At 50.5% G+C, this 14,487-nt stretch carries 16 protein-coding genes; 14 read left to right on the top strand and 2 right to left on the bottom strand.

Features of this window, described 5'->3' with window-relative positions; all coding sequences use genetic code 11:
* The first annotated feature begins 37 nt into the window (after positions 1-37).
* Positions 38-421: an autonomous glycyl radical cofactor GrcA gene (gene grcA, locus C1192_RS22625; protein WP_000627804.1), complete on the top strand. Its 384-nt coding sequence runs from the start codon at positions 38-40 to the stop codon at positions 419-421.
* 132 nt (positions 422-553) lie between these two features.
* Here grcA and srmB read toward each other — a convergent pair whose 3' ends face one another.
* Positions 554-1,888, bottom strand: coding sequence for an ATP-dependent RNA helicase SrmB (gene srmB, locus C1192_RS22630; protein ID WP_000219188.1), 1,335 nt, complete (start codon positions 1,886-1,888; stop codon positions 554-556).
* A gap of 131 nt (positions 1,889-2,019) precedes the next feature.
* Between srmB and trmN the strand changes: the two genes are divergently transcribed.
* On the top strand, positions 2,020-2,757 hold the full coding sequence (trmN, locus tag C1192_RS22635; protein ID WP_010378883.1) for a tRNA(1)(Val) (adenine(37)-N(6))-methyltransferase TrmN: 738 nt from the start codon (positions 2,020-2,022) through the stop codon (positions 2,755-2,757).
* Here the strand turns inward: trmN and nadB are convergent.
* Positions 2,742-4,364, bottom strand: a complete 1,623-nt coding sequence (gene nadB, locus C1192_RS22640; RefSeq protein WP_016249088.1) for an L-aspartate oxidase — start codon at positions 4,362-4,364, stop codon at positions 2,742-2,744. The genes trmN and nadB overlap by 16 nt on opposite strands.
* Positions 4,365-4,619: 255 nt before the next feature.
* Here nadB and rseD point away from each other — a divergent pair, with 255 nt between their 5' ends.
* The 12 genes from rseD to acpS all read left to right on the top strand — a co-directional run bounded on the left by rseD (position 4,620) and on the right by acpS (position 14,168).
* Positions 4,620-4,775: a rpoE leader peptide RseD gene (rseD, locus tag C1192_RS25225; protein WP_010378892.1), complete on the top strand. Its 156-nt coding sequence runs from the start codon at positions 4,620-4,622 to the stop codon at positions 4,773-4,775.
* Complete coding sequence (gene rpoE, locus C1192_RS22645) at positions 4,772-5,347, top strand: RNA polymerase sigma factor RpoE (protein ID WP_001295364.1); 576 nt, start codon at positions 4,772-4,774, stop codon at positions 5,345-5,347. Before rseD ends, rpoE begins: the two co-directional genes overlap by 4 nt.
* Before the next feature lie 32 nt (positions 5,348-5,379).
* Positions 5,380-6,030, top strand: a complete 651-nt coding sequence (rseA, locus tag C1192_RS22650) for an anti-sigma-E factor RseA (RefSeq protein WP_001168447.1) — start codon at positions 5,380-5,382, stop codon at positions 6,028-6,030.
* The gene (gene rseB / locus C1192_RS22655) at positions 6,030-6,986 is read left to right on the top strand and encodes a sigma-E factor regulatory protein RseB (RefSeq protein WP_038354378.1); all 957 of its coding nucleotides are present in this window, start codon (positions 6,030-6,032) and stop codon (positions 6,984-6,986) included. The genes rseA and rseB overlap by 1 nt, the downstream gene beginning before the upstream one ends.
* Positions 6,983-7,462 carry a SoxR-reducing system protein RseC gene (rseC, locus tag C1192_RS22660; protein WP_016249085.1) on the top strand — a complete coding sequence of 160 codons (480 nt, stop codon included), beginning with the start codon at positions 6,983-6,985 and terminating at the stop codon, positions 7,460-7,462. Before rseB ends, rseC begins: the two co-directional genes overlap by 4 nt.
* A gap of 198 nt (positions 7,463-7,660) precedes the next feature.
* Complete coding sequence (gene lepA, locus C1192_RS22665) at positions 7,661-9,460, top strand: translation elongation factor 4 (protein WP_000790174.1); 1,800 nt, start codon at positions 7,661-7,663, stop codon at positions 9,458-9,460.
* Positions 9,461-9,475: 15 nt separating this feature from the next.
* A complete protein-coding gene (gene lepB / locus C1192_RS22670; protein WP_038354379.1) occupies positions 9,476-10,450 on the top strand; it encodes a signal peptidase I in 975 nt (324 codons plus the stop codon).
* Between the two features lie 272 nt (positions 10,451-10,722).
* Positions 10,723-11,403: a ribonuclease III gene (rnc, locus tag C1192_RS22680; protein ID WP_001068343.1), complete on the top strand. Its 681-nt coding sequence runs from the start codon at positions 10,723-10,725 to the stop codon at positions 11,401-11,403.
* Complete coding sequence (gene era, locus C1192_RS22685) at positions 11,400-12,305, top strand: GTPase Era (RefSeq protein ID WP_000020738.1); 906 nt, start codon at positions 11,400-11,402, stop codon at positions 12,303-12,305. The genes rnc and era overlap by 4 nt, the downstream gene beginning before the upstream one ends.
* 11 nt (positions 12,306-12,316) lie before the next feature.
* Entirely contained in the window at positions 12,317-13,045 is a 729-nt protein-coding gene (gene recO / locus C1192_RS22690; RefSeq protein ID WP_038354380.1) for a DNA repair protein RecO, read from the top strand.
* 11 nt (positions 13,046-13,056) lie between these two features.
* The gene (gene pdxJ, locus C1192_RS22695; RefSeq protein ID WP_001516896.1) at positions 13,057-13,788 is read left to right on the top strand and encodes a pyridoxine 5'-phosphate synthase; all 732 of its coding nucleotides are present in this window, start codon (positions 13,057-13,059) and stop codon (positions 13,786-13,788) included.
* Positions 13,788-14,168: a holo-ACP synthase gene (acpS, locus tag C1192_RS22700; protein WP_038354381.1), complete on the top strand. Its 381-nt coding sequence runs from the start codon at positions 13,788-13,790 to the stop codon at positions 14,166-14,168. Before pdxJ ends, acpS begins: the two co-directional genes overlap by 1 nt.
* Positions 14,169-14,487 lie beyond the last annotated feature (319 nt).

Raw genomic sequence — 14,487 nt, forward strand, 5'->3', positions numbered from 1 at the left:
GCTGACAAATCAAATAATTTTGCCGGGGAGGCATCACATGATTACAGGTATCCAGATTACTAAAGCCGCTAATGACGATCTGCTGAACTCTTTCTGGCTGCTGGACAGCGAAAAAGGCGAAGCGCGTTGCATCGTTGCGAAAGCAGGTTTTGCAGAAGATGAAGTGGTTGCAGTAAGCAAACTGGGTGATATTGAATACCGTGAAGTTCCAGTAGAAGTTAAACCAGAAGTTCGCGTGGAAGGTGGTCAGCACCTGAACGTAAACGTTCTGCGTCGCGAAACTCTGGAAGATGCTGTTAAGCATCCGGAAAAATATCCGCAGTTGACTATCCGTGTATCCGGTTATGCAGTTCGCTTCAACTCTCTGACTCCGGAACAGCAACGCGACGTTATCGCTCGTACCTTTACTGAAAGCCTGTAAGGCTTAAGTAGCAAGATATTACAGAAGCGGAAGAGGGTGACCTCTTCCGCTTTTTGTCTATAGATAACCATCAGTCAGGCTGGTGGTTATCTATAGACAAAAATAATGCCGGGATAAAACCCGGCATTATTTTTACTCTTCTGTCGTTTGCGGCGGCACGCCTGTTCCGCTTGGTTTGCGGCGCTTACCAATATTTTTGGTATCGCGGTGGCGTTTTTTCACCCGTGGCTTCTCTTTCTCTTTAGCCTTTTTCTTCTCGGCGCGTTTTGCCAGGACTTTCTTCGATGGTTTACCCGTCTGTTTCTCGCTTGGCGCACGCGTTTTCGGGCGTAACTCATCAATGACGCGAGCTTTAATCGGCTCTTCAATATAACGACTAACTTTGCCCAGCAGCAGATGGTCATGGGCTTCAACCAGTGAAATCGCGATCCCTTTACGACCGGCGCGAGCGGTACGCCCGATTCGGTGCAAATAGGTATCGCCACTGCGCGGCATATCGAAGTTAAAGACGTGGCTGACATCCGGAATGTCGATACCACGTGCGGCAACGTCGGTGGCAACCAGCACGTTTACGCGACCTTCAGTCAGACGCTTAATCGCTTCATTACGCTTGCCTTGTACCATCTCACCTTCGAGATAGCAGTTGTTGATGCCTGCTTCGCGCAACCAGTTTGCCAGTTCATGCACACGCTCACGCTTGCGCACAAATACGATTGAGCGAGTCGCTTCCGGCTGTTTTAACAGATGTACCAGCAACGCAGTTTTATGCTCAAGGTCATCGGCACGGTAATACCACTGATGAATCTTTTTGCGCTCACGGGTGGATGGATTAGCAGAAACTTCCACCGGATCCTCCAGCAGACGTTCGGCAAAATCCTGAATGGCATCGCCTTCCAACGTAGCTGAGAAGAGCAGGGTTTGCTTACGCCAGCGAGTTTCGCCAGCAATATGTTCGATATCTTGGGCGAAGCCCATATCCAGCATACGGTCTGCTTCGTCAAGGATCAGTGTTTCAACCGCGCGGCAATCGAAGTTCTCTTCTTTTATGTATTGCAGCAGACGTCCGGTCGTGGCGACCACGATGTCCTGGTTTTCGCTGAACACTTCCGCGTGGTTCATATAGGCCACGCCGCCGGTGATGGTGGCAATATCCAGATGTGTATGTTTCGCCAGTTCACGGGCATGATCGGCCACCTGCATCGCCAGTTCGCGAGTTGGGGTGAGGATCAAAATACGCGGTGGACCGGATTTCTTACGCGGGAAATCGAGCAGGTGCTGCAACGCTGGCAGCAGATACGCCGCCGTTTTACCGGTGCCTGTCGGCGCAGAACCGAGTACATCACGGCCATCGAGCGCAGGCGGAATGGCGGCAGCCTGAATGGCGGTCGGGCGAGTGAAACCTTTATCCTGGAGGGCTTCCAGCAGGCTTTCGTCGAGTTCAAGTTCGGAAAAAGTCGTTACAGTCATGTTCTACCTCTGTGTGGGGCGCTGATTATAGACGTTACGGCTGCAATCTTCATCTGTTTGTATGGATATCGCTTCTCAGGTATTGTTCTTACCCGGTGCTATCGCCGTTTTTACAGCAAGGTTTTATTTTCATGTCACAGTCTACATCCGTGCTTCGTCGTAATGGATTTACTTTTAAACAGTTTTTTGTCGCGCACGATCGCTGTGCGATGAAAGTGGGAACGGATGGAATTTTACTGGGCGCATGGGCTCCTGTGGCAGGGGTAAAACGCTGCCTTGATATCGGCAGTGGTAGCGGGCTACTGGCGCTAATGCTGGCGCAACGAACTGATGACAGCGTGATGATTGATGCAGTTGAACTGGAAAGTGAGGCAGCGGCTCAGGCGCAGGAAAATATCGCGCAGTCCCCGTGGGCAGAGCGGATTAATATCCATACGGCGGATATTCAGCAGTGGATAACCCAGCAGGCCGCGCGTTTTGACTTAATTATCAGTAACCCGCCGTATTATCAGCAGGGGGTTGAGTGCGCGACGCCGCAACGGGAACAGGCGCGCTATACCACTACGTTGGATCACCAGACGTTGCTTACTTGTGCGGCAGAATGCATTACCGAAGAGGGATTTTTCTGCGTGGTGCTGCCGGAGCAGATTGGTAATGGTTTTACTGAACTGGCATTAAGCATGGGATGGCATTTACGTTTACGGACGGACGTGGCGGAAAACGAGGCTCGATTACCGCATCGGGTGCTACTGGCATTCTCCCCACTGGCGGGGGAATACTTTAGCGATCGGTTAGTGATTCGTGGGCCAGACCAGAACTATTCTGAAGCGTATACGGCGCTGACCCAGGCTTTTTATTTGTTTATGTAATGATGGCCAGGCGAGAGAATCGACGGACCGGAATGCGTGAGCAACTCCGGGTAGTCCAGCGTGTAATGCAAGCCCCGACTCTCCTTGCGCATCATCGCGCAGCGAACAATTAACTCGGCAACCTGCACCAGATTACGCAGTTCCAGTAAATTATTCGACACCCGAAAGTGGGCATAATATTCGTCTATTTCCTGCTGCAACATATTGATCCGTCGCAGGGCACGCTCTAGGCGCTTTGTTGTGCGCACAATACCGACGTAATCCCACATAAACAGACGCAGCTCATGCCAGTTATGTTGGAGCACCACCAGCTCGTCAGGATCCTCAACGCGGCTTTCATCCCATGACGGCAAGCGGTTGACGCCACGTGCATAAGGCATCCGTCTTTCAATGTCTTCCGCCGCCGACCAGCCGTAGACCAGACATTCCAGCAATGAGTTAGAGGCCATTCGGTTAGCGCCATGTAATCCTGTGTAGCTCACTTCGCCAATCGCATACAGCCCATCAACATCAGTACGCCCATAGTCATCCACCATTACACCGCCGCAAGTATAGTGCGCAGCAGGTACTATCGGCACAGGCTCTTTAGTGAGATCAATACCCAGACCCAGCAACTTTTCATAAATCATCGGGAAATGCTGACAAATAAAATCCGCAGGCTTATGACTAATATCCAGGAACATACAATCCGCGCCGAGGCGTTTCATTTCATAGTCAATAGCGCGGGCAACAATATCGCGCGGAGCCAGTTCACCACGCTCATCAAAATCGGGCATAAAGCGTGTGCCGTCCGGGCGCTTCAAATAAGCGCCTTCGCCACGTAAAGCTTCCGTTAACAGGAAGTTCCGCGCCTGTGGATGATACAGCGCCGTTGGGTGGAACTGATTAAATTCGAGATTAGCAACCCGGCAACCGGCGCGCCAGGCCATGGCAATACCATCACCAGAGGAAATATCCGGATTGGTGGTGTACTGATAAACCTTCGATGCGCCGCCAGTTGCCAGCACCACAGCTTTCGCATGACAGGTTTCTACCGCTTCTTTATTGCGATTCCACACCCATGCTCCGACCACTCGTCGCGTCCCCGGCAGACCAATTTTGTCGGAAATAATCAGATCGACTGCGTTGCTGCGTTCCAGTACACGAATATTCGGATGACTTTGCGCCTTGCTCACCAGCGTAGTTTCTACTTCTTTACCAGTGGCGTCGGCGGCATGAAGAATACGGCGGTGGCTATGACCGCCTTCACGGGTCAGATGGTAACTTTCTTCCCCATTTGGTTGCACCTGGGTATCAAACAATACCCCTTGATCGATCAACCATTGCACACAGGAACGCGCATTGCTGGCAACAAACTTAACCGCATGGCTATCGCAAATTCCGGCACCGGCAACCAACGTATCTTCCACATGTGAATCGATACTGTCAGTTTCATCAAACACGGCAGCAATTCCGCCCTGGGCGTAAAACGTCGAGCCTTCAGTAACAGAGCCTTTGCTAAGAACGATGACATGATGCTTATCTGCCAGACGTAGTGCCAGTGAAAGCCCGGCAGCGCCACTACCGATAATCAACACATCACAAGAATATTCAGGGAAAGTATTCATTTTTGTTGTTTAATTTACTAAACACAGTCAGGTCAGCATAGCATCATGTTGTACAATTAAACACCTGCTATTTTAATGTTTGTTACAATGGCTAAACATATTGTTTCTGGGAGGCGGAAAAAAGGGAAGTTGCTCGTCGACGGAGGATTAGGTGGTGAAATAAAAAGGCCGTTGGGTTACTCTTCAGGCAGTTAAATGGGTATTTCTGCACAGATAATGCGTTATTCAGATTCTGTAGACTTATAATGATAGATAATGATCCGTCTACAGCATGACAAACAAAAACAGATGCGTTACGGAACTTTACAAAAACGAGACACTCTAATCTTTTGTTTGCTCAAATTGCAGCTAATGGAGTGGCGTTTCGACAGCGCGTGGAAATTTGGTTTGGGGAGACTTTACCTCGGATGAGCGAGCAGTTAACGGACCAGGTCCTGGTTGAACGGGTCCAGAAGGGAGATCAGAAAGCTTTTAACTTACTGGTAGTGCGCTATCAGCATAAAGTGGCGAGTCTGGTTTCCCGCTATGTGCCGTCGGGTGATGTTCCCGATGTGGTACAAGAAGCTTTTATTAAAGCCTATCGTGCGCTGGATTCGTTCCGGGGAGATAGTGCTTTTTATACATGGCTGTATCGGATTGCTGTTAATACGGCAAAAAATTACCTGGTTGCTCAGGGGCGTCGTCCACCTTCCAGCGATGTGGATGCCATTGAAGCAGAAAACTTCGAAAGTGGCGGCGCGCTGAAAGAAATTTCGAACCCTGAGAACTTAATGTTGTCAGAAGAACTGAGACAGATAGTTTTCCGAACTATTGAGTCCCTCCCGGAAGATTTACGCATGGCAATAACCTTGCGGGAGCTGGATGGCCTGAGCTATGAAGAGATAGCCGCTATCATGGATTGTCCGGTGGGTACGGTGCGTTCACGTATCTTCCGAGCGAGGGAAGCTATTGATAATAAAGTTCAACCGCTTATCAGGCGTTGACGATAGCGGGATACTGGATAAGGGTATTAGGCATGCAGAAAGAACAACTTTCCGCTTTAATGGATGGCGAAACGCTGGATAGTGAGCTGCTTAACGAACTGGCTCACAACCCGGAGATGCAGAAAACCTGGGAAAATTATCACTTAATCCGTGACTCTATGCGGGGTGATACTCCTGAGGTACTCCATTTCGATATCTCTTCACGCGTGATGGCCGCCATTGAAGAAGAGCCCGTTCGCCAACCGACGATATTGATCCCAGAGGCTCAGCCTGCGCCGCATCAATGGCAGAAAATGCCATTCTGGCAGAAAGTTCGTCCGTGGGCGGCACAGCTCACCCAAATGGGGGTAGCGGCATGCGTATCGCTTGCAGTTATCGTTGGCGTCCAGCACTATAATGGACAATCTGAAACGTCCCAGCAGCCCGAAACACCGGTATTTAATACTCTGCCGATGATGGGTAAAGCCAGTCCGGTAAGCCTGGGAGTACCTTCTGAAGCGACCGCGAACAATGGTCAACAGCAGCAGGTACAGGAGCAGCGTCGTCGCATTAATGCCATGTTGCAGGATTACGAATTGCAACGTCGACTCCACTCCGAACAGCTTCAGTTTGAGCAGGCACAGACACAGCAAGCCGCTGTACAGGTGCCAGGAATTCAAACTTTAGGAACGCAATCGCAGTAATGAAGCAACTTTGGTTTGCCATGTCATTAGTGACAGGTAGCCTGTTATTCTCTGCTAACGCCTCGGCCACTCCCGCGTCCGGGGCGTTATTACAGCAGATGAACCTGGCTAGCCAGTCACTGAATTACGAGCTGTCATTCATCAGCATCAATAAACAAGGTGTTGAGTCTCTGCGTTATCGACATGCACGCCTCGATAACCGTCCTCTTGCACAGTTGTTGCAAATGGATGGCCCGCGCCGGGAAGTGGTACAGCGCGGCAATGAAATCAGCTACTTTGAACCGGGCCTTGAACCGTTCACTCTTAATGGCGATTACATTGTTGATTCTCTGCCATCGCTCATCTATACCGATTTCAAACGCCTTTCTCCTTACTACGACTTTATCTCTGTGGGGCGCACCCGTATTGCTGACCGCTTATGTGAGGTAATCCGCGTGGTAGCCCGTGATGGCACACGCTACAGCTACGTCGTGTGGATGGACACCGAATCGAAATTACCGATGCGGGTTGATCTCCTTGATCGCGATGGTGAGACACTGGAGCAATTCCGCGTGATCGCTTTCAACGTTAATCAGGATATCAGCAACAGTATGCAGACACTGGCGAAGGCAAACTTGCCGCCTCTGCTTTCTGTACCTGTTTGTGAGAAAGCCAAATTTAACTGGGCTCCAACCTGGTTGCCACAGGGCTTTAGCGAAGTTTCCAGCAGTCGACGTCCGTTACCGACGATGGATAACATGCCCATCGAATCGCGTCTCTATTCCGACGGGTTGTTCAGCTTCTCGGTAAACGTTAACCGCGCTACGCCATCCAGTACCGATCAGATGTTGCGAACCGGACGCCGAACGGTCAGCACCAGCATACGCGACAACGCGGAAATCACCATTGTTGGTGAACTGCCACCGCAAACGGCGAAACGAATTGCCGAGAATATTAAGTTTGGGGCAGCGGAATGATCAAAGAGTGGGCTACTGTCGTCTCCTGGCAAAACGGGCAGGCGCTGGTCAGTTGCGATGTTAAAGCTTCATGCAGCAGTTGCGCTTCCCGCGCAGGTTGCGGCAGTCGCGTGTTGAATAAACTAGGCCCGCAAACCACACATACCATCGTCGTATCCTGTGATGAACCGTTAGTGCCGGGGCAGAAAGTTGAATTGGGAATCGCTGAAAGCAGCCTGCTTAGCTCCGCATTATTGGTTTATATGTCGCCGCTGGTGGGATTATTCCTTGTCGCTTCGTTATTTCAGCTACTCTTTGCTTCAGATATTGCAGCATTATGCGGAGCAATCCTCGGCGGCGTTGGTGGATTCCTGATTGCGCGAGGATACTCACGTAAGTTTGCCGCCCGAACAGAATGGCAACCGATCATCTTAAGTGTGGCATTGCCGCCTGGCCTTGTGCGATATGAAGCATCTTCGGAAGACGCGAGCCAGTGATTTCACTGGCTTTATTGTATTTTGCATAACAAATGCGAGGACGTTTCCAGATACCACAATCCATACGGTATGAACATTTCCTCGCCTCAATGTTGTAGTGTAGAATGCGGCGTTTCTATTAATACAGACGTTAAGCTCAGAACAGCGACTTCTAAAAGCCTGGTTAAACCGGGCATTAAGGCACAATAATCATACTTTATGAAGAATATACGTAACTTTTCGATCATAGCTCACATTGACCACGGTAAATCGACGCTGTCTGACCGTATTATCCAGATCTGCGGTGGCCTGTCTGACCGTGAAATGGAGGCACAGGTTCTCGATTCCATGGATCTTGAGCGTGAGCGTGGTATTACTATCAAAGCGCAGAGCGTGACGCTGGACTATAAAGCGTCCGATGGCGAAACCTATCAACTTAACTTTATCGACACCCCGGGTCACGTGGACTTCTCCTATGAAGTATCCCGTTCGCTGGCTGCTTGTGAAGGTGCATTGTTAGTGGTCGATGCAGGGCAGGGCGTAGAAGCGCAAACCCTGGCAAACTGCTACACCGCGATGGAAATGGACCTCGAGGTGGTGCCGGTACTTAACAAAATTGACTTACCAGCAGCCGATCCTGAACGCGTTGCGGAAGAAATCGAAGATATCGTCGGCATCGACGCTACCGACGCAGTGCGTTGCTCGGCAAAAACAGGTGTTGGTGTGCAGGATGTACTGGAACGTCTGGTGCGTGACATTCCGCCGCCGGAGGGAGATCCAGAAGGCCCATTGCAGGCACTGATTATCGACTCCTGGTTCGACAACTACCTGGGCGTTGTTTCACTTATCCGTATTAAAAACGGCACCCTGCGTAAGGGTGATAAAGTGAAAGTCATGAGTACCGGGCAGACTTATAACGCCGACCGCCTGGGTATTTTCACGCCGAAGCAAGTTGATCGTACTGAACTGAAATGTGGTGAAGTAGGTTGGTTGGTTTGTGCGATTAAAGATATTCACGGCGCACCAGTAGGCGATACCTTAACGCTGGCGCGTAATCCGGCAGAAAAAGCGCTGCCAGGCTTTAAGAAAGTTAAACCTCAGGTTTATGCCGGTCTGTTCCCGGTAAGTTCCGACGACTATGAAGCCTTCCGCGACGCGCTGGGCAAATTGAGTCTGAACGATGCCTCTCTGTTCTACGAGCCGGAAAGTTCTACTGCGCTGGGCTTTGGCTTCCGCTGCGGCTTCCTCGGCCTGCTGCATATGGAGATCATTCAGGAACGTCTGGAACGTGAATACGATCTTGACCTGATTACCACGGCACCGACAGTAGTGTATGAAGTAGAAACTACGGGGAAAGAAGTTATCTACGTCGACAGCCCGTCTAAACTGCCAGCAGTGAATAACATCTACGAACTGCGTGAGCCGATCGCGGAATGTCACATGCTGCTGCCGCAGGCATATCTCGGTAACGTTATTACGCTGTGCGTAGAAAAACGTGGTGTACAGACCAATATGGTTTACCACGGTAATCAGGTGGCGCTGACGTACGAGATCCCGATGGCGGAAGTGGTGCTCGACTTCTTCGATCGCTTGAAATCTACCTCGCGTGGTTATGCGTCTCTGGATTACAACTTCAAACGCTTCCAGGCTTCCGACATGGTGCGTGTTGACGTTTTAATCAACGGTGAACGTGTCGATGCGCTGGCGTTGATCACCCACCGTGATAATTCGCAAAACCGTGGTCGCGAGCTGGTGGAGAAGATGAAAGATCTAATCCCACGCCAGCAGTTTGATATTGCCATTCAGGCAGCGATTGGTACGCACATTATCGCGCGTTCCACCGTGAAGCAGCTTCGTAAAAACGTACTGGCCAAATGTTATGGCGGCGATATCAGCCGTAAGAAAAAGCTGCTGCAGAAGCAGAAAGAAGGTAAGAAACGCATGAAGCAGATCGGTAACGTCGAGCTGCCGCAGGAAGCGTTCCTCGCTATTCTGCATGTCGGCAAAGACAACAAATAATCTTTAGGAGTTGGCATGGCGAATATGTTTGCCCTGATTCTGGTGATTGCCACACTGGTGACGGGCATTTTATGGTGCGTGGATAAATTCTTTTTCGCACCTAAACGGCGGGAACGTCAGGCAGCAGCGCAGGCGGCTGCTGGAGACTCACTGGATAAAGCTACGCTGAAAAAAGTTGCGCCAAAACCAGGTTGGCTGGAAACCGGTGCTTCTGTATTTCCGGTGCTGGCACTTGTGTTAATTGTGCGTTCATTTATTTATGAACCGTTCCAGATCCCGTCAGGTTCGATGATGCCGACTCTGTTAATCGGTGACTTCATTCTGGTGGAGAAATTTGCCTACGGTATTAAAGATCCTATCTACCAGAAAACGCTGATCGAAACCGGCCATCCGAAACGTGGTGATATTGTGGTCTTTAAATACCCGGAAGATCCAAAGCTTGATTACATCAAGCGTGCGGTTGGCTTACCGGGCGATAAAGTCACTTACGATCCGGTTGCGAAAGAGCTGACTATTCAACCTGGATGCAGTTCCGGTCAGGCGTGTGAAAGCGCGCTACCGGTAACGTATTCCAACGTGGAGCCGAGCGATTTTGTTCAAACCTTCTCTCGTCGTAATGGTGGGGAAGCGACCAGCGGATTCTTTGAAGTGCCGAAAAACGAAACTAAAGAAAACGGTATTCGTCTTTCTGAACGTAAAGAGACACTGGGTGATGTTACACACCGCATCCTGACAGTACCTATCGCTCAGGACCAGGTAGGGATGTATTACCAGCAGCCAGGGCAACAACTGGCAACCTGGATTGTCCCGCCGGGCCAATACTTCATGATGGGTGACAACCGCGATAACAGCGCGGACAGTCGTTACTGGGGTTTTGTGCCAGAAGCTAACCTGGTGGGTCGGGCGACGGCTATCTGGATGAGTTTCGATAAACAGGAAGGCGAATGGCCAACTGGCGTTCGTTTAAGTCGCATCGGCGGCATTCACTAATTGTCGTTATCCGTTCACGTTGTCACTGTTATGGTGGCAACGTGAATTATTTATGAGATAAATCTCCCGTGGCTAACGACATCCCTTGTCGTTGTGTATAGAATATTCTCCCGAAGTTTCAGGTTGGCGCCTTCTGGTCGCCACGGCACACGAAACAGCGTTGGTCCCCATATACAGGTCAACTGAAACTGCTGAAAAGCTGTTAGCAGAACCCTGCATATCAGGTCTGTTTCGTGTGCTGAATTGTTGACGCATTTATTTATTGGTATCGCATGAACCCCATCGTAATTAATCGGCTTCAACGGAAGCTGGGCTACACTTTTAATCATCAGGAACTGCTGCAGCAGGCATTAACTCACCGCAGTGCCAGCAGTAAACATAACGAGCGTCTGGAATTTTTAGGCGACTCTATTCTAAGCTACGTTATCGCTAATGCGTTGTATCACCGTTTCCCGCGAGTGGATGAAGGGGATATGAGCCGGATGCGCGCCACGCTGGTACGCGGTAATACGCTGGCAGAACTGGCTCGTGAATTTGAGTTAGGCGAGTGCTTGCGTTTAGGGCCGGGTGAACTTAAAAGCGGTGGATTTCGTCGCGAGTCAATTCTTGCTGACACCGTTGAAGCATTAATTGGCGGCGTATTCCTCGACAGCGATATTCAGACTGTCGAGAAATTAATCCTTAACTGGTATCAAACTCGTCTGGACGAAATTAGTCCGGGCGATAAACAAAAAGATCCGAAAACGCGCTTGCAGGAATATTTGCAGGGGCGCCATCTGCCTCTGCCAACTTATCTGGTGGTCCAGGTACGTGGCGAAGCGCACGATCAGGAATTTACGATCCACTGCCAGGTTAGCGGCCTGAGCGAACCGGTGGTTGGCACAGGTTCAAGCCGTCGTAAGGCTGAACAGGCTGCCGCCGAACAGGCGTTGAAAAAACTGGAGCTGGAATGAGCATCGATAAAAGTTACTGCGGATTTATTGCCATCGTCGGACGTCCGAATGTTGGCAAATCCACATTGTTGAATAAACTGTTAGGGCAGAAAATCTCCATCACCTCCCGCAAGGCGCAGACTACACGTCACCGTATTGTGGGTATCCATACTGAAGGTGCGTATCAGGCGATCTACGTTGATACCCCGGGCCTGCATATGGAAGAGAAGCGTGCCATTAACCGCTTGATGAACAAAGCGGCAAGCAGCTCCATTGGCGACGTTGAGCTGGTTATTTTTGTCGTTGAAGGCACCCGTTGGACGCCGGACGATGAAATGGTGCTCAACAAGCTGCGTGACGGTAAAGCGCCGGTGATTCTCGCGGTGAACAAAGTAGACAACGTGCAGGAGAAAGCCGATCTACTGCCGCACTTACAGTTTCTGGCAAGCCAAATGAATTTCCTCGATATCGTGCCAATCTCAGCCGAAACTGGGCTAAACGTCGACACTATCGCGGCAATTGTACGCAAACACCTTCCAGAAGCGACGCATCACTTCCCGGAAGATTACATTACCGATCGTTCGCAGCGGTTTATGGCCTCTGAAATCATTCGTGAAAAGCTGATGCGTTTCCTCGGTGCAGAACTGCCGTACTCTGTAACCGTGGAGATCGAACGTTTTGTCACCAATGAGCGCGGTGGTTATGACATCAACGGTTTGATTCTCGTTGAGCGTGAAGGGCAGAAGAAGATGGTAATTGGCAACAAAGGGGCCAAGATCAAAACCATCGGTATTGAAGCGCGTAAAGACATGCAAGAAATGTTCGAAGCGCCTGTCCACCTTGAGCTATGGGTGAAAGTGAAATCTGGTTGGGCCGACGATGAACGCGCACTGCGTAGTCTCGGTTACGTTGACGATCTCTAAGAGTTACACCGATGGAAGGCTGGCAGCGCGCATTCGTACTGCATAGTCGTCCCTGGAGCGAAACCAGCCTGATGCTGGACGTCTTCACGGAGGAATCGGGACGCGTGCGTCTGGTTGCTAAAGGCGCACGTTCAAAACGTTCTACCCTGAAAGGCGCATTGCAGCCTTTCACCCCCCTCTTGCTTCGTTTTGGCGGGCGCGGTGAAGTCAAAACGCTGCGCAGTGCTGAAGCCGTCTCGCTGGCACTGCCGCTAAGCGGTATCACGCTTTACAGCGGGCTTTACATCAACGAACTCCTCTCCCGTGTACTGGAATACGAAACACGCTTTTCGGAACTTTTTTTCGATTATTTGCATTGTATCCAGGCACTGGCAGGGATCACGGGTACGCCAGAACCGGCGTTGCGTCGTTTTGAACTGGCGCTCCTTGGGCATCTGGGTTATGGCGTCAATTTTACCCATTGCGCAGGTAGCGGTGAGCCGGTGGATGACAACATGACGTATCGTTACCGCGAAGAAAAAGGATTTATCGCCAGTGTGATTATCGACAATAAAACCTTTACCGGACGGCAGTTGAAAGCGTTACATGCGCGGGAATTTCCTGACGCAGACACATTGCGCGCCGCGAAACGCTTTACCCGTATGGCCCTTAAGCCTTATCTTGGCGGTAAACCTTTAAAAAGCAGGGAACTGTTCCGGCAGTTTATACCTAAGCGGACAGTGAAAACATTTAATGACTGATGAGGATTGTCATGGCTGAATTACTGTTGGGCGTCAACATTGACCATATCGCAACGCTGCGCAATGCACGCGGTACTGCTTATCCGGACCCGGTTCAGGCCGCATTTATTGCCGAACAGGCGGGGGCGGACGGCATTACCGTGCATTTACGTGAAGATCGCCGCCACATTACAGACCGTGACGTGCGCATCCTCCGTCAGACGCTAGATACCCGCATGAATCTGGAGATGGCGGTAACTGAAGAGATGCTGGCGATTGCCGTTGAGACGAAGCCGCATTTCTGCTGTCTGGTGCCGGAAAAGCGTCAGGAAGTGACAACCGAAGGCGGCCTGGACGTCGCGGGTCAGCGTGACAAAATGCGCGATGCCTGCAGACGTCTGGCAGATGCCGGGATTCAGGTTTCTCTGTTTATCGACGCTGACGAAGAGCAGATCAAAGCTGCAGCAGAGGTGGGGGCACCATTTATCGAAATCCACACCGGTTGTTACGCTGATGCCAAAACGGACGCTGAACAGGCGCAAGAGCTGGCGCGAATCGAGAAAGCCGCGACCTTTGCCGCAAGCCTCGGTTTGAAAGTTAATGCTGGTCACGGTCTGACCTATCACAACGTGAAAGCTATTGCCGCTATCCCAGAGATGCACGAACTGAATATAGGTCATGCCATTATTGGTCGCGCAGTAATGACCGGACTGAAAGATGCCGTGGCAGAAATGAAACGCCTGATGCTGGAAGCGCGTGGCTAATGGCAATATTAGGTTTAGGCACGGATATCGTGGAGATCGCTCGCATAGAAGCGGTAATCGCGCGATCCGGTGAGCGCCTGGCACGACGTGTATTAAGCGATAATGAATGGGAGATCTGGAAAACGCATCATCAGCCGGTGCGTTTTCTGGCAAAACGTTTTGCTGTGAAAGAGGCGGCGGCAAAAGCGTTTGGTACTGGGATCCGTAATGGCCTGGCATTTAATCAATTTGAAGTGTTTAACGATGAGCTCGGCAAGCCAAGACTACGGTTGTGGGGCGAGGCGTTAAAACTGGCAGAAAAGTTGGGCGTCGCACATATGCATGTAACGCTGGCAGATGAACGCCACTACGCTTGTGCCACGGTAATCATTGAAAGTTAAAAGCCCTTCCTGAATATCAAAAAAGTACCGTTCTTTTTAAAAAGTAAAACCCCCGAACAGGTAAGGAGCAGGGGGTTACTTTACTATTTTAATATTGTGCAGCACACGATTCCAACAGAAATGATTATGGAGCAGTTTAGTTGGTCTGTATAAGCAACTTGCAATTTCTGGCATAAAAATGCGAGCCGGGACGAAGAATTTAATATTGATGAGAAGATTAACGAGACCACTTTTTCATAAGTACATTAGAATTGGCGTCGTTATTGGAGATTTTGCTGTGTTCTACACTATATTACTGAATTCCCCCATTGAAACGAGT

It is taken from the genome of Escherichia marmotae, from assembly GCF_002900365.1.
GTDB lineage: Bacteria > Pseudomonadota > Gammaproteobacteria > Enterobacterales > Enterobacteriaceae > Escherichia > Escherichia marmotae.